The 17,430-nt window shown below is 45.0% G+C and carries 6 protein-coding genes; 3 read left to right on the top strand and 3 right to left on the bottom strand.

Annotation, left to right across the window (positions count from 1 at the left end; genetic code table 11):
• Position 1 precedes the first annotated feature (1 nt).
• Both V6D44_RS00090 and fabD read right to left on the bottom strand, forming a co-directional pair.
• On the bottom strand, positions 2-11,950 hold the full coding sequence (locus V6D44_RS00090) for a non-ribosomal peptide synthetase/type I polyketide synthase (RefSeq protein WP_333516202.1): 11,949 nt from the start codon (positions 11,948-11,950) through the stop codon (positions 2-4).
• Between the two features lie 19 nt (positions 11,951-11,969).
• Positions 11,970-13,181, bottom strand: a complete 1,212-nt coding sequence (gene fabD / locus V6D44_RS00085) for an ACP S-malonyltransferase (protein ID WP_202327608.1) — start codon at positions 13,179-13,181, stop codon at positions 11,970-11,972.
• An 888-nt stretch (positions 13,182-14,069) separates the two neighbouring features.
• Between fabD and V6D44_RS00080 the strand changes: the two genes are divergently transcribed.
• From V6D44_RS00080 to V6D44_RS00070, 3 genes are all read left to right on the top strand, one after another.
• The gene (locus tag V6D44_RS00080; RefSeq protein WP_202327606.1) at positions 14,070-14,528 is read left to right on the top strand and encodes a GtrA family protein; all 459 of its coding nucleotides are present in this window, start codon (positions 14,070-14,072) and stop codon (positions 14,526-14,528) included.
• 6 nt (positions 14,529-14,534) lie between these two features.
• Positions 14,535-15,428, top strand: coding sequence for a UTP--glucose-1-phosphate uridylyltransferase GalU (galU, locus tag V6D44_RS00075; RefSeq protein ID WP_202327604.1), 894 nt, complete (start codon positions 14,535-14,537; stop codon positions 15,426-15,428).
• Positions 15,429-15,501: 73 nt separating this feature from the next.
• Complete coding sequence (locus V6D44_RS00070; protein WP_087991399.1) at positions 15,502-16,098, top strand: DedA family protein; 597 nt, start codon at positions 15,502-15,504, stop codon at positions 16,096-16,098.
• Between the two features lie 48 nt (positions 16,099-16,146).
• Here V6D44_RS00070 and nrnB read toward each other — a convergent pair whose 3' ends face one another.
• Positions 16,147-17,346 (bottom strand): oligoribonuclease NrnB, encoded by a 1,200-nt coding sequence (nrnB, locus tag V6D44_RS00065; RefSeq protein ID WP_202327602.1) that lies wholly within the window; start codon positions 17,344-17,346, stop codon positions 16,147-16,149.
• Positions 17,347-17,430: the final 84 nt, after the last annotated feature.

Below are 17,430 nucleotides of genomic sequence, written 5' to 3'. Positions count from 1 at the left end.
TCTAAAAATTCAATTGAATAGAATCCAGCATGTTCTCTTCTTCCTCATTGCTCCCGCTCAATTCGATTTGTTCGATTAGAATGCTTGGTTGTTCCAGAATCACGGATAGAATGTGTAAGTAGTCGTTTGATAAAGCCTCAATTCTGCTTTTTTTAAACAGTTTTTTCGAATATTCAAACAGGCCGTGATAGTTTTCTTGGTCTGCCTGAATCGACAAGGTTAAATCGAATTTGGCAACCGGATGATGAAACTGATACGGCTTGAGTTCAAGAGAATCGAATGTCAATTCAGCGTGATCGAGATTTTGCAGCACAAACATCGTATCGAACAAAGGATTGCGGCTTGGATCTTTCGAAAGCTGTAAATGCTGAATCAATTCTTCCAACGGATAGTCTTGATTTTTATAGGCATTCAGCATGTTTTCCTTTACTTCGTTTAAGTAGGCATCAAATGTTTTACGGCTCACCGGGTGATTGCGGATGACTAACGTATTGACGAACATTCCCACGACCGACTCCACATCCAAATGAGTCCGCCCGGCAGATGGCGTTCCGACGACAATATCCTCTTGTCCGCTGTATTTGGACAAAAGAACCGTATAGGCGGCCAATAAAATCATATACAGTGTTGCTCCTGTGTTTTCTTCCATTTGTCTTAAGCGCTGTTTCAAGTGTTCCGGTATAACAAATTCAAAGGATTCGCCTTCGTAATCGCGTATGGCAGGCCGTTCGTAATCCGCAGGCATATCCAGTACAGGAATGTCATCACGAAACTGATTGAGCCAGTACGCCTCCTGGCTCTTGATATTCCGTTTCTGAATGTCCGATTGCTGCCAAACTGCATAGTCTTTATATTGAACAGGAAGCGGATCGGGTTCGTATCCCTCGTAGAGCCGGCTTAAATCTTTCATCAGAATATTGACGGACACGCCGTCAGAAATGATATGGTGCATATCAACCACAAGCACATGCCGCGAAGGCTCTAGTTCAATCAGTCCGGCCCGCATCAGCGGCGGCTTGGCTAAATCAAACGCTTGGATGAAATCAAGCACACGAGCTTCCGCTTCTTCTTCGCTTGCTTGAATTTGTTCTATTGTAAATTCAACGCTCTGATGAATACGCAGTGCCGGTTCGCCTTCATATAATTCAAAGCTGGTCCGCAAAGCTTCATGGCGCTCGATTAATTTTTGGAAAGCGGCGTTTAACCGGGCGGGATCGACCGTCCCTTCCACGCTCATGGCACCCGTCATATTGTAAGTCAGCTCGCCGCCTTCTGCGTGACTTAACAAATACATCCGCCTCTGAGCAGAAGAAACCGGATAATAGGGCATTTCTTTTGCGGTCGGGATCGGTGCATATCGATTTTTTTCCATGTGTAACGCCTTGTCAGCCAATTGTTCAATGGTAGGATACTTGAATATGTCTTTGAGAGACAGATTCACATTCAGCTCTTTGTGAATTCTGGCGGCTAAGGCTGCCGCGCGAATGGAGTTTCCTCCAAGATCAAAGAAATTATGTTTGATCCCCGCATGGCTTATTCCGAGTACTTCCTTCCATAAATCTGTCAGTTTGGACTCCACCTGATTGCCCGGCGGAACATATTCAGCTGTCTGCTGCAGACTCGCTTCGGGCGCGGGCAATACTTTACGGTTTATTTTCCCGTTGGATGTTAAGGGCATATGCTCCAGACGGACAAAATAGGACGGAACCATGTATTCCGGAAGCTCCAATGACAATTGTTCCCTAAGCTGGGCAGCAGGTATAGGTTTTTCGCTTACGTAATACGCGCACAATTGTTTTAAGCCGTCTTCTTCTTCTTCTCTGACTGTAACGGCGGCTTTTTGCACCGTTTCCACGTTATGCATCGCTGCTTCGATTTCACCCAGTTCGATTCGGTGTCCCCTGATTTTGACTTGTTCATCGATGCGGCCCACATATACGAGATTTCCATCTTTCAATCGCTTAGCCAAGTCTCCTGACTTGTACATCTTCGCTCCCGGGATAAACGGATTTTCAACGAACTTCTCTGCCGTTAAATCCGGGCGGTTCCAATACCCTCTGGCAACACCGGGTCCGCTGATATACATTTCGCCGATTACCCCGATCGGAACCAGATTTTTGCTTGCATCCGCCACATAAATGTCCGTGTTGGCAGCCGGAGTGCCGATCGGCACAAATTCCCGCTTGTCCCGTTTTGCGTCGTAACGGTAAATCATACAGCCGACGACAGTTTCCGTCGGTCCGTATTCATTGAAAATGTCCAGCCGTCCTTTAAACTGTTCGCTGATACTTTTGGCCAACCGGGTGCTTAAATTTTCTCCGCCCACAATCATTTTTCGTATGGCGGTGCCATCGGCTACATTCATTTCCTTCAGTACATGCAAATGTGCCGGTGTTAATTTGATCATATCTATTCTTGAGTCCCGCATAATCGCAGAAAGCACTGCACTTTTGTCTTCTCCATCGTAGATAATGATGGTATTTCCCGTAACCAGCGGTGTAAATATCGAAGTCACCGTTAGATCGAAAGAGATGGAAGAGTATAATGGGAAGTTGGTTTTCTCGCCCTTCACATAAACCTCTTTCGCCCACCAAATATAATTGGCCAGTCCCTGATGCTCAATGAGCACACCTTTCGGATTGCCCGTGGAACCCGACGTATAGATCATGTAGGCCAAATCATGCGTATTGCTGAACAAGTCAAGATTTGAGCGGTCCTCATGATAAGAGTTTTCCGCATCCAAAAGCACAACGTCACCATCATATGGTAATTGATCCAGCAGGCAGCGCTGTGTCAACACAATCTCCGCTCTTGAATCACTCAGCATATATAGGATCCGATCCTCCGGATATTGAGGGTCAATGGGCACGTATGCGCCGCCGGATTTCAGAACAGCCAAAATACCAACAATCAGCTCGATGCAGTGCGGAGAGATAATGGCAACGAATTGGTCCGCTTGTACGCCTTTTGTCCGTAACGTTCGCGCCAATTGGTTCGCCCGTTCATTGAGCTGTCTGTACGTATACCGCTCATTGCCAAAAATAACGGCATCATGATCAGGCCGCTGTTCCGCCTGCATTTCAAACCATCGGGAAACCGTTTCGTTATGCGGATACGGCGTCTTTGTGTCATTAAACTCCGTGAGCAATTGCTGAAGTTCGGTTTCAGACAGCATGGGAATGGAGGACAACGTCATCTCCGGCTGTTTTGCAAGGCTGTTCAAAATGCTGGTATAGTGTCTCGTGATCTGTTCAATGGTGTCTTTTTCAAACTGTCCCGGCTTAAAATCAAAATGCAACTCTATCTGTTGTCCGGCATCTTCGACCGTCAGCATCAAATCATATAAAGAGACTCCGGGGTTTCGCTCTCTTACCTTAAACGTACATTCATTGTGCCGGATTTCATGAAATTCAATATTTTGAAACACAAACATCGTGTTAAACAGTGATTTTCCTGTTGTTTCCCGCTGCACTTTTAATTTCTCCACAAGCTTGTCGAATGGATAATCTTGGTTTTCGAAAGCATCAAGCGTTTGCCGCTTTACTTCTTCCAAATAATCCGTAAACGTTCTATTGGCGTGCGGCTTCGTTCGGATTCCGGTCGTTTGAATGAAAATACCGATGATATTTTCAATATCCGGATGATTTCTTCCTGAAGCAGGCGTGCCTACGACCATGTCTTCTTGTCCTGTATATTTGTGAAGCAGCACTTTGTAGGCGGCCAGCAGCACCGTATAAAGAGTGGTTTCCGTCTTTTTCGCCAGATCTTGCAGCGAAAAGATTACATCCGGCTGTAGGGAGCACGTCACGCGCTGTCCCTCGGAAGACCGTTCCGCCGCTTTTGAACCGTCTGTCGGCAGTTGAAGGACCGGAATTTCGTCTTCAAATTGTTCCAGCCAATATGTCTCCTGCTGCTTCATGGCATCCTCATTCAGCCATTGGTTTTGCCATTCTGTGAAATCTTTATATTCAAATTCAATGTCCGGTAATGGTTTCCGATGATATAAAGCCAGCAATTCATTTGTAAGTATGTTGATGGAGTAACCGTCCGAAATGATATGATGCATATCGATGAGCAGCTCAGCCTGTTCGTTATCAATCTTGATCAGCTCCGCGCGAACCAAAGGAGCTTGTTCCAAGCGAAACGGTTTTACAAACCGGTCTGCATAGGTGTCAAATTCGTCCCGGCTCATCGTTCGGACATGAACGTTAAAATCAACTTCGTTTTCAAGTTTCTGGACGATTTCGCCATCTATAATGTCAAAATACGTGCGAAACGCTTCATGCCGCTGCATGACTTGCTGAAGAGAAGAAATCAGGGCTTGCTCATCGTACTGCCCTATAATTGATATTTGCCCAAACATATTTTGAGCCAGTTGATCCGGCTCCATTTGGTGCAGGAAATATACCCTTTGCTGCGCCGATGATGTCGGGTAATACGCTTTTTTCTCAGCAGCCTTCATCGGGAGGTGCATGACTTTCTTTTCATTCTCAATGAAACGCGCTAATTCCTTAACAGTCTGGTGATTGAAAAATTGTCCGATAGAAATTTTTTGGTGAAATGTCTTCTGAACTTTGGAAAGCATAAGCGTCGCTTGGAGTGAGTTTCCGCCCAGATCCAGAAAGCGGTCTGATCTGCCAACCCGCTCAAGGCCGAAAAGTTCCTCCCAAATCTGAGCCAGCTGCCGCTCTGTTTCATTTGCCGGCGCCTCGTAGGCGTCAGAAAAGTTAGCCGTCTTGCTTACGATTGAAGAGACCCGCTGCTGGTGATCGGCATACACTTCTTGTAAAACATGCTCTTCTTCATTGGAAAACATCATCAAGGCGTCAAGAGGAACTGAACCTTCCTCAACTATTTTTTGCAGCAATTTCGTAAAGCCCGCTCCCCACTTTTTCATGATTTCCGGACTGATAACATTCGTATTAAAGTCAAAATCAAGAACATATTCTTGATTTGCGTCTGTTATGTTAAGAAATAAATCGTACAGCATGCATTTCACCGGGTATGCAATGGGCTCCGCCTCCGCCTTTCCAAAATGCAGCTTTCGAAAAGGCCTGTCCAAATTAAAGATAATACGCATATCCGGCACTTGATCGTGCGGAAGCTGTCTGGCTACCAGTGTCATCGGAACGGCTTGATGGCGCATTGCGTGATCCACGCTTTCTTTCATACTGCCAAGATAACCGGATAAAGTTCTTTCTGAAGAAGACGTGTTTTTCACGGGAATCATATTGACGCAATTTCCAATCAGATCATGCTGTTTCATATGCGATTGACCTGCTGCAGGGATCCCGATCACAAGGCCTGTCTGTTTGGTAAGCTGGTGCAGAAAAAGATGAAACGCGCCCAGCATCGTCACAAATACGCTATTTTTCATCTTAATGCTTAATGACTTTAAAGCCTCGCTTAAAGGCCGTCCAAGCCTGACGGTACATCGGTCTCCCTCATACCCGTTCGGATAACGGGCAGAAGCGGCGCTCGGCAGGACTGCCTGCTGTATCGGTTCAGAGAAATGATCCCGCCAATAACGGACTCCTTCTTCATAATGTCCGCTATCAATCTGCGCCTGCTGCCAGTCTAAATACTGTCGAAACGAAGCAGCCGCCTCTTTTGGCGGGAACGATTGCCCTTGTACAATTGCCGTATAGTTGCTCTCCAGCTCTTGAACAAAAACGGCGATTGACCATCCATCGGCAATGATATGATGGAACGTGAGCACAATCAGATGTTCATCTTGAGCCGATGTAAGTACATGGATTCTAAACAAGGGCTTTTGTTCATGAAAATGAAATGGCCGCTTGGCATCTTCTGTAAGCCATTTCTGAATTTCCGATTCCCGTTGCTCATCTGGGTGACCGGTAAAGTCAATGACAGGAATTTTTATATTCATCCGTTCCTGTACTTGCTGTACCTCGTCATCGACATGAATCACCGTACGTAAAGCCTCGTGGCGGTCGACGATATGCTGCACGGCTTGTGTTAAGGGCGTATGCTGCAGTTCACCCTTCACTTTTAGCATAATGGACTGGTTTAAAGCTGCAGAAGCCTCGTTCCCATAATGGGATGCCATAACCAATTGTTTTTGTTCAGGCGAAAGCTCGTATGTCCCGGATTCTTTATGGCCGCCGTCGTCAGGGGAATCCGGGCCTTCCGGGATAAATCCGCCTCGGCGAAGATCCTTCAGCGTGTCTTTAACAGCTTGAATGATATGTTCAATATCATCCGCGCTATGTGCCGTAGACAAGAAGCAGTTTCGGCCTTCCCATACATAGACTCCTTTATAATTGAGATGGTAAAAGAACAAGTCGTTATCAAGCGATGAGACAAACCGGAACAAGGAACCGAATTGAACCATGCGGATAGGCACTTGTGATTGTTCAAAGTAGCGATTTAACTGATCGACCAGGGAGGCTGTTTTTTGATTCAGCTGCTCATACAGGTGTTCTCCCTCGGTTTGTAAATGGCGAAGCACGGCTAACGACATTCTCATGGTAAGCGGGTGAGTATTGAAGGTGCCGGCCACAAATGTGCGTTTCGCCTCGTCTTGTGGAAAGGAGTCGTCCCCATACTGCCAGGTTCCCCCGTCGATCGTATTCATGAACTCAGCTTTTCCGGCAACTATTCCTAACGGCTGCCCGCCGCCGATGATTTTCCCGTAGGTCACTAAATCCGCTTGAATGCCGAACCATTCCTGGGCGCCTCCGAGACCGATCCGAAATCCGGTAATGATTTCATCCATAATCAGGGCTGTACCGGATTGCTGCGTGATCGCCCGCAGTTCTTTCAAAAATGCTTCCGGCTGCAAATCCGGTCTGCGGCTTTGTACAGGTTCCACCAATACGGCTGCCAATTCATCTCCAAGACTGCGAATTACATCGAGCGAATCGGGATTGTTGTAATGCAAAATAATCAAATCATCCATAAAGCTCTGCAGTATGCCCGGAGCAAGCGGATTCGCAGACGCAGCCCCGCCTTTTGTACTGGCCAATCCTAATACGCCGTCAAACGTGCCGTGATAAGAGCCTGAGAACGCCACAACTTTCTTTCTTCCTGTTGCCGCTCTTGCCAAACGAAGGGCAACCATGACGGTTTCTGTTCCTGAATTATAGAAAGCGACCCTTTCTACTCCGGTACATGTGCGGATTCGATCGGCAACTTCACCGGCGACATCCGACATTGGGCCGAGCGGAGGCAATGATGAACGGATTGAATCATCGATAACTTGTGTAATAAAGGACGGATGATGGCCGAAAAGGTTAACGCCGAATCCCATGGTGATATCGATATATTCGTTTCCGTCAATATCCCACATCTTGGAACCGTCAGAACGTTCGGCAATAATCGGGTACACGATTTCCTTCCAATATGAACGGAAACTGGACAAGTTGCGGTTATTTGCATGAGCAAATCGGGTTTTGTCCGTATATTGTTTGGAACCTTTCGTTTTGTCTGCGTATTTCCCGATGAAATCTGCTAAGTATTGTCTTTGCTGTGCGGTATAGTGTCCCTGTTCATGCAAGTTCTGAGGCTGAAAAGGAACATAGGGCTTCGCATCTTGAGCCAATTTCTTTTCTGCAGTGACGGTCGGATTCCCCTGCTTGACAGAAGGAATTGATTTTTCCTGCGCTTTAGCGTATTCTTTCACATTGGAATGTCCGCTGTTTCTCAGCAAATTAAAGCTATTTAATTGAGCTTGCAAAGTATCCTGAATTAATTGATTCTGAGAAGCGATTATTTTTTCAAGCATATGCCCTTGATGATCTTCTCTGTGACTAGATTCAGGCTGTGTTTCTGAAATAGCCAGTTTTTCCTGCGCCGGAACATTCTCTTGAGGCGGGGCGGATGCAGAGGATGATGGTGCGGTCTCAGTCAAGTAGTCTATGACACTTTGAAGGTTGTTCATCGTATCAAAAAAATGATCCATCGGGATGTCTACACCAAATTCGTCAGCAATGGCTTTTTTGACCTGTGACAGCATGATGGAATCCATTCCGAGCCCGATAAAATGAGCATTCAGATCAAGCTCATCCGCTCTGATTCCCGAAGCATTGCCGATTACAGTTTTCAGGAAGGATTCAATATGCGCCTTCGTTTGATTCATATTCAATGCCGCTTCTCCTCTCTCTTCGCTCTTGTTTAAGCGCAAATGGTCCGCTTCAGCCCAGCAGCGGTTCCGTTCAAACGGATACAGGGGCAATGGCGTTTTTTGTACAGTTTCACCGGCATAAAGCGCGCGCCAGTCTATAACGGCTCCTTGCACAAATAATTCAGCGGCGCGATTCAGCCATGTGATTCGTTCATCATGCGTACGGATTCGCTGCTCAATCAGATCAGCGGCTTGTTTATTCAGCTCTTCTTTATGGGCAGGCTGCATTTCCTTCAAGTTCTTATACCCCATGTGTACTCCGGGAAGATGACCGTCTCCCTGAACCACGGAGGCCAGCTTGTCACGTAATTCTTGCTTATTGGATACAATCAATGCAATAGCATGATCCAAATGAGCTCTTCCCGTACTGGCTGTATAGCAAATGGACTTCAATGAAGCTTGGCTGTCATCCGATGCATATTGCCGATACTGCTGTGCGAGTTCATAGAGTGAATGTTTAGTATGGGCGGATAAAACAAATAGGTGCGGCTCGTTTTCATTCTCGGGTGCATACTCACTTTGAGTGGTGTATTCTTCCAATACCACATGAGCATTTGTTCCGCTGAAACCGAACGAGCTGATTCCGCCTCGCAGCGGCTCGTCACCAGGTGTGAACTCCGCAACTTCCTGATTTATATAAAACGGTGAAGAGTGAAAATGAATGAGCGGATTAGGCTCCTTAAAGTGCGCTAACGGCGGGTTTTTTTTGTGATTCAGCATGAGGACAGATTTGATCAGCCCAACGATGCCTGCCGCTTCGAACAAATGGCCAATGTTCGACTTAACAGAACCAATCGCGCAAAATTGTTTTTTTGCCGTATACTTTTCAAACGCTTTACAAAGCCCGTTAAATTCAACAGGATCGCCAAGCTTGGTTCCGGTGCCATGCGCTTCGATGAAAGACAGCGTTTCAGGATCGATGCCCGCGTCTTTCCAGGCCGTCTCAATAACCTCAGTCTGAGCTGCCGGGTTCGGTGCGGTAATCCCGGCGGTTGTTCCGTCTTGATTCATCGCGCTTCCTTTGATCACGCCGTAAATATGATCTCCGTCGCGAACCGCATCCTGCAAAGGTTTTAACAGGACTGCCGCCGCGCCTTCGCCTGAGCCCGTGCCGTCTGAATCTTTGCTGAACGTTTTGGTGTACCCATCCGAAGATTCCATATCAAGCCCGATACGCAACGGCAAGAGCGATGTCCGGATACCTCCGGCAAGAGCCATTTCACACTCGCCAGAAATTAAAGATTTGCATGCCATATGAACGGCAGCAAGCGATGAAGAACAAGCTGTATCCACTGTGACCGCCGGCCCTTTTAAATTTAAGAAATAAGCGATTCGGCTGGCTAACACGGAAGGAAGGTTGCCTACAATGTATTGATGAAGTTCCTTCGGATAATTCGCAGAAAGGAGGCGCTCATAATCGTAGCCCACCTTCGAGTACCCTGCATATACCCCGACCCGACTCCCGTTCATACTGTCGCCGGCATAGCCCGCATCTTCAATCGCATGCCATGCAGACTGCAAAAACAGTCTTTGATTGGGATCCATAAACTGAGCCGTTTTAGGAGCTAAACCAAAGAACGAATAATCAAAGCGGTCGATGTCATCTAAATAGCCGCCCTTCACAAACTGATTTCCATTGAATTCGCTTTGGATGGACTTTAAATAATCCGCCGCATCTTTCAGCCGGGATGCAGGGTATTCTCGAATGCCGTTCTCTCCCTTTTCAAGCAGATCCCAAAAATCACTTTTAGTCGATGCTCCCGGGACATTGAGCGACATCCCGATAATGGCGATATCTTTCGGCGTCACATGGCTTGGTTTCGCTGTCACGTCATGCTTGATTTCAGCCCGGCTTTCAGACAGATATGCCGCTAAATCAGTGATAGAAGGATACGTGAAGAGATCTGAAACGGCAAGCTCGCGTCCAAATTTCTGTTCTACACGCTCGGCAATCTGCGATAACTGCAATGAATTTGCGCCCATATCAAAATAACTATCAGTGAGGTGAACCTTTTTTCCATCGAGCACGTGGGAAAAGATAGATAGCAATTCCGTTTCTATCTCATGAATGGGAGTCTGTCCGGATTTCTCCGGGCTGCTCTCCAGAAATTCATTAATGGCGGCAGACTCTATTGAAAAATCCCCTGCCTCATACTGTCTGGCAAGTTCATAGCGCTTAACCTTTCCACTGGTTGTTTTAGGGAGTTTTCGTATCGGAAGGACTTCTTTTATGCTCCAGCCGCCCCGCTTGTACAAATGTTTTTTAATCTCTTTGACTAGCGGCGCAAATTTTTCTGGTGATTTTTTGAAAACAACAAAGAGCACGATGTCTCTGCTTCGCGTCTTTTGATCATATACACCGCAGGCGGCAACCCTTCCTAAGTCAACCTCTTCCATTTCAATCGCGACCCGTTCAATATCGTGCGGGTAGACATTTTTTCCGTTCACAAATATAATGTCCTTTTCTCTTCCAGTTACGACTAAGTTACCATTCTCACTAATGAATCCGAGGTCTCCTGTTTTTATCCAGCCGTCAGAAGTTAGTGCTTTGTCCGTACTTTCGGGGTTGTTATAATACCCTTGCGTCACATTGTTTCCTTTGATCTCGATATGACCGATGATTCCGTCTGCTACTCTTTCATTTGCTCCGTCGGAGATTCGAATCTGGCAATAGTCTATGGGTTGTCCCACTTCGACGAATGAGGCGCAATTTTGATCCTCTTTGCTGACGTTTACAGCTCTTTCACCGAGGTTTAAATAGTCGCGATGCAGATAAACGGGAACGAATTCTTCCTCTGGTTTAGAGGACGCTGCGCCAACCGAAGCTTCCGCTAAACCGTAAACATTCAAAATGGCGGATCTTTTCATATTAAATGCTGCGCATCTGGTCAAAAATTCGTCACAGAGCTCCGGCAATATCGGTTCTGCACCGTTTGCGATGACTCTGATGTGGGATAAATCCCAGTCTGGTTCGTTTTTCAGAAATTTAAGGAAGTAGTTGTATCCGAAATTAGGAGAGGATAGAATGCTAGCTTTGTGTTCATGGGCTTTTTTCATCCAAAGAATAGGTCTGCGAATAAATAATTCTGTAGGCATCAGATGTTGGTTGATTCCGACTAAGAAGGGAACAAGGTGGTAGGCGATGAGCCCCATATCATGCGTTAAAGGCATCCAGGATAAGAAAGAGTCTTTCGAGTCAATGGACAGGACATTCCGAATGGCGCACGTGTTATGTATTAAGTTGTGATGCGTTAACATGACTCCTTTTGGATCTCCTGTCGATCCTGAAGAAAATTGGATAAAAGCCAGTTCATCCGCATCAGGTTCATATAACGAAGCGGGGTAATCGTAGGTTTGATCTTGAATGATGTCAGATTTCCCGTTTAATTGCTGATGGAAATCATGTAAATCGTGTTCTTCAGCGTATTTCTTTATTTTGTTCAATACTTTTTCAGAGGCAATCAGATACGGATGATTTAATATATTCCAAATGCGCCAGACTTTCAGCTTATGGTCATCATCTTCTCCGATACTGATCGGTACCGGGATCATTCCTCCTAATAAACAAGCCCAAAAAGCAACGACAAATGATTTGTTTTCTTGGATTTGAAATACAATTTCCTGCTTCGGCTGAATGCCGATATGCTGTAAATAGCCAAGAAACCCTTGCGCCTCATCAAACAATTGGCGGTAAGAGACAACTGTCTCGTTTTTATCGGATTCGATAAAACGGATCCCGCGATCTGAAATATTGCTTCTTTCCCGAATGACATCGACTAAGGTTTGGAATTGACTGGTATACATAGGTACCCTCCTGGGCGCTTTATTTTAAAATCCGTAATTGTTCCCAAGCCGGAAGCTGTTTAGCCTTGCAAATTAATTTGCATAAATGGATCGAATGTTCGAATTCTTGTTCTGAAAGCTCATCTCCATGTCTTTCCATTCTCTCCATTCTCTCCTTCAGCTCATGGATTTGCGTAAATAATGGGGTCGTCATGTTGGAATAAGCCGATGAATCCTTGTTGTAATTTCGCGCAATGACGGTTTGAATCATCAATTTATTCAGTTGTTTTTTGCGTAAACGGACAACAAGTTTATTTCTTTCCGCTGAATTGGAAAGCTGGTGAATATCAGATGTCTGTCCTAAAGGATAAGGTGCAATGTGATTCGTTATTTTTCTCAGCAGACCGGATAAGACATTGTTCGGCCCCATTTCGATGACTTCCGTAACTTCTTGTAGAAGCAAGTAATGTATTGATTCCGCCCATCTAACCGGCATCGTCATGTGCTGCTTGAGATGTTCGTTGATCGAATTTCCGCTGCTGTAAGGGTGTGCGGTGACATTCGAAATGATCGGCCATGCGGCATCCCGGAAGGAATACTGGTGTAATACAGTCTGGAATTGTTCGGATGCTGATCGTATCATCGAACTGTGAAAAGGCGCACTGACATTCAAATAAGTATATTTAGCCCCCTTTTCCTCCGCCATCCTGATGACACGTTCCACAGCTTCTCTATGTCCGGAAACCACATGCTGCTGGTCTGAATTCATGCAGGCGACATCTGCCGGACATTCTTCCGTCGACACTTTTGAACATATTTCTTGCAATGTTTGAAGAGAAAGCTGAGTCACGGCGGCCATCGTCCCCTGCTGCTGAGGGTCCGCATTTTGCATAAGAATTCCTCGCTGTCTTACAAGTGTAACGGCATCATGAAAAGAAAGGGCGCCCGCACAGACAAGCGCTGAGTATTCTCCTAAGCTATGACCTGCAAGAAAGTGAGGCTTAATCCCTATTTCCTGCATATACACTTGAAAAGCAATCACACTGACCGTTAAAATAGCGGGCTGTGCATTCATTGTCTTTGTCAATTCATTCATATCACCGTTAAAACACAGTTTTTTTATATCAAAGGAGATCGCATCGCTCGCTTCTTCAAATAACCTCTTTGCGAGCACAAAATCATTCCAAAAAGGTTTGCCCATTCCTACAAATTGAGACCCTTGTCCAGGAAATAAAAAGGCAAGATTGTTCATGAGCTTCCTCCGTTCACATTGAAGATTGATACAATTTTATACAAAATATCCCTATATCTAACATCCTAGCATGATTATAATAAATGTGTATAGAATACTTTTGGAGGAGTTATTGCTCGATTTTACAAAGGACCTGGATACATTTATTCATGAAATATAAGCGTGGGCTGATACTGAAAAATCAGTCTTAAAGAGAGATGATAAAAGCCGGGATGGAAGTCTGTTACCGACTCTTCTTCACTTAGATAGCGCCCTTGATGTTCATTGTTTTAGGACTATTGACATAATTGTGTCGGAAATTACATATTTTCTTTTTATTGTAAAAGTCAATTTGTATATTTGTGAAGGATTGTAAATTGATTGTGGTTGATTATAGATGTTGCGCTCGGAACTTCTCAATCTATTGAATTTTGGCAACTTCTTCTGCTGATTCCTGTTTCCATTGTTCTCTTCTTTGTAAGACACTTCTTTATCAAATCGCATTCCTCTTTCGAAATCCGTCATATTTTTTCATCTTTCTGTGAACAAAGTTTTCAGGCACAATAAAACAGCCGTTCAGAGCGATTGTTTTTTTCAAGAGCATAAGAACTATTGAGCAGTATTCCCGCCGTCCATGACCTGTGGCGCCTTTTGCTTTGTCGCTGGTCAAGCAGCGATTTCTTTCTCCTTCCCTGACAGCAACTGTTTTTGGGGAACGACCAGGAAGATGACGTCCTCTCCCATCTTGAAAAAAATGATTAAAAGTTAACATTTATACAGAACATTAAAATTCCTAGCAAAATGTTAACGTAATGAATCTGCAAGGCCTCATTACTTTTTCATGTTTTGTTCATATTTTAGTAATTGTTTATTCAACACTGTCCGCTAAAGTAATCCATATCAACAAATATGACAGCCATCTGTATCTTTTATGAAGGGAGGTCAAAACCGCGTGCCGTTATGCTGAAAGAAAAAATAAAAACATTAGGCCGTTTTTGCACCGTGGGCGTCGGCAATACACTGATAGATTTTGGTGTCTTCTTTCTTCTCACCACTTGTCATGTTCCGTATCTGCCGGCGCAGATCTGCTCCTATTCTGCAGGTATCATCAACAGCTATGTGTGGAACCGGAGTTGGACGTTTCGTGTAAAACGTAAGGCTGGGGGAAAAGAGATCGTGCGCTTTCTCATGATTAATATTGCCGCGTCGGGGATTACCTTTTTGCTGCTTTATTTGTTTCAAAAAGGCGGCTGTTCGCTTTTGGTGAGTAAGCTCGCCGCCACTATCGGCGGAATGATGATGAATTATATCGGAAACCGAATCTGGGTATTTGGAGATTCGCTGAAAAACATACAGGATCAGGAGTGAAGATGAATGAGAAAAAAAGTGAGAAAAGCGGTCATTCCCGCAGCGGGTTTAGGAACGAGATTTCTGCCGGCGACAAAGGCGCAGCCGAAAGAAATGCTCCCGATTGTCGACAAACCAGCAATTCAATACATTGTAGAAGAAGCCGTAGAGTCAGGAATTGAAGATATACTGATTATTACAGGGAGAAACAAACGCTCGATTGAAGATCATTTTGACCGATCGGCGGAATTGGAATTCAATCTGCGGGAAAAAGGCAAGACGGAGACGCTTAAGGAAATGCAGCAGATTGCCGATTTGGCCAATATTCATTATATTCGTCAGAAAGAACCGCTCGGATTAGGTCATGCGGTGCTGTGTGCGGAGCATTTCATTGGAGATGAACCGTTTGCCGTCCTCTTAGGCGATGATATTATGGTGTCTGAAAAGCCGGCTCTTCGGCAATTAATGGATGTATACGCCGCTTATGGCACAGAGGTTGTCGGCGTACAGTCTGTTCTTCCTGAGGATGTCAGCAAATATGGTATTATTCAGACATCAGGCTCTCAAGGCCATGTGTATGAAGTGAACGATTTAGTTGAAAAGCCGTCTCTGGAAGAAGCCCCTTCCGAAATTGCAGTGATGGGACGATATGTACTGAACCCTTCTATCTTCCCTGTTTTGAAGTCGATCCGGAGAGGCGCAGGCAATGAGATTCAATTAACAGATGCACTTCGTGAGGTTTGCCGCACCCAGCCTATTCATGCGCGGCTTCTGGAAGGAAAACGATATGACATTGGCGATAAATTGGGCTGTTTTAAAGCAAGCACCGATATCGGCTTAATGCGTCCTGAAATGAGATCTCAGCTTTTAGCTTATTTAGAAGAAGTGCTAAAACGGGAAACAAAAGAAGTGCTGCGATAAAAAAATTTGTAACCATCTTGCTCGTCAATCAGTCATATAATAGTGAAAAAGATAAGGACAGGTTGTGAAGAATGTGGGCAGTTTGATAAGCGAAATTTTAACTTGGCTGACGAATATGGGATATGCGGGCATTGCAATTGGTTTGATGATCGAAATCATACCGAGTGAAATTGTATTGGCCTATGGCGGCTATATGGTATCGGAAGGCACGATTGGATTTATTGGCGCCATTATTGCGGGGGTTATCGGGGGCACCATTGCCCAGATCTTTATTTATTGGATCGGTCGCTATGGCGGCAGACCGTTTTTGGACAAATACGGGAAGTACTTATTGATTAAAAAGCATCATATTGATATGTCAGAAAACTGGTTTCAAAAGTACGGCACGGGGGTTGTCTTCTCGGCACGTTTTATACCGGTTGTCAGACATGCGATATCCATCCCCGCAGGCATTGCCAAAATGCCGTTTTCCAAATTTGTGGTCCTGACTGTACTCGCGATCATTCCGTGGTCTATCCTGTTTGTTTATTTAGGCATTCAGCTCGGAAGCCAGTGGGATGATGTTGAGAACATTGCGGGCACTTATACAACACCGATTATGATACTGGCTATTGTCGTGATTGCCCTTTATTTTGCGATTAAAAAACGCACAGCCATTTTTAAACGATAGCTGGCGGATATGCATAGGGATGATTGATGCACCCCTATGCATATTTTTTTATCTGCGCTGTTGGTTTGCCAGCTTCAAGTGTTCCGCTAAAAATGCGACAAATACTTCATCACGCACGAGCGATGCGGCATAATTTCTTTTCATAAACCATTCTGCTTCTTCAAAAGATGTGAATGTTTCATCCTGTGTTTCCCCGTTAATTTGAATATTCCACTCGTTGTCTAAAGGAAACAGAAAAAATCTCATTTGTGCGCGATTTTCATACAATGATCCGTTGGCAGACCCCTTTAGGTTATAGAAGTTACGGAAAGCATCCGGCCTGACAGGATCAATTCGGAATGCTTCAGCAACAAACAATTCGTATACTTCGTCGGTTATAGAACAGCCGGATGCCTTTGCATGTCCTCCGCCTCCGTATCGGCCGGCGATCTCTGACACATCGATGTCATCGTGAATGGTGCGCAGGCTGACTCGTTTTGACCCCATGCTTAAAATCGCAATGTAATCAAGATGCGGATTTTCTTTTCCAAGCCTGTTTCCAAGCTCTGAATGGTACGATTCTGCGTGAACGATGCCCGCACAGTGTTCGTGAACAAAGGTTTGCACCAATTCCCTTTTCTTCCTGCGAAGGTAGCGCTCGATTTTTTCGTCTTCTAAATCAAGCAGCTTTTCTTCAAATTCATCAAAGAAAAATTCATCATGCGCAGAAAGACGCTGAATCATTTTTTTTTCAAATTCATCGATTGACAGCAAAAAGAAAAGGTCATTAAGCCGCTTCGCCTGTTTTTGATCGTACCGCTCCCATTCCCATGTATCATATTGGCGGACGAGTTCTGTGAATTGATCTAAGGCATTTGTCGGTTTCATGAAGCCATTTTTAACGAGATAGTCATATAACAGCGATGTGGCCGATGAAAGCCGTCCATCATCGTATTCCACTTGGACAAATCCCCATTCATGCTCATTTAAATGAAGAGCTGTTTTATGATGGTCAATCAGCTTCACTTTTCCGCCCGCTTGAACATACTCATTCAATCTCTTTTCGTTTTCTTCGTTAACGGCGAGATCGGTGATGAATAACGCGTCTTGTCTGTTGTTCTCTTTCGCTTTTTCTAAAAAGTGCTGCACCTGAGCGTTTAAGCCGTTGACAGAGTTATACCGGATCTCAATATCTTTCCCGAAAGCCAATTTTGCTACGATTCCGCACCCTACTCCGTCCAAGTCGTTATGTGAATATAAATGATACATCATGTAGGCCCCTTTTTATGATGAACTGATAATTGCCGCTAGTGAGGCAGCCTTTATTTACTATTCTAAAAAACATAGCGTTTT

The sequence above is a fragment of the Bacillus sp. 0209A genome, from assembly GCF_036765095.1.
Lineage (GTDB): Bacteria > Bacillota > Bacilli > Bacillales > Bacillaceae > Bacillus > Bacillus subtilis_G.
This window is presented reverse-complemented; position numbering and strand designations above follow the sequence as displayed.

Bases quoted from the DNA above. Each gene is read 5' to 3' on its own strand.
- V6D44_RS00090 (WP_333516202.1), bottom strand. From the start codon at position 11,950: ATGTATACCAGTCAATTCCAAACCTTAGTCGATGTCATTCGGGAAAGA.
- fabD (WP_202327608.1), bottom strand. From the start codon at position 13,181: ATGAACAATCTTGCCTTTTTATTTCCTGGACAAGGGTCTCAATTTGTA.
- V6D44_RS00080 (WP_202327606.1), top strand. From the start codon at position 14,070: ATGACAGCCATCTGTATCTTTTATGAAGGGAGGTCAAAACCGCGTGCC.
- galU (WP_202327604.1), top strand. From the start codon at position 14,535: ATGAGAAAAAAAGTGAGAAAAGCGGTCATTCCCGCAGCGGGTTTAGGA.
- nrnB (WP_202327602.1), bottom strand. From the start codon at position 17,346: ATGTATCATTTATATTCACATAACGACTTGGACGGAGTAGGGTGCGGA.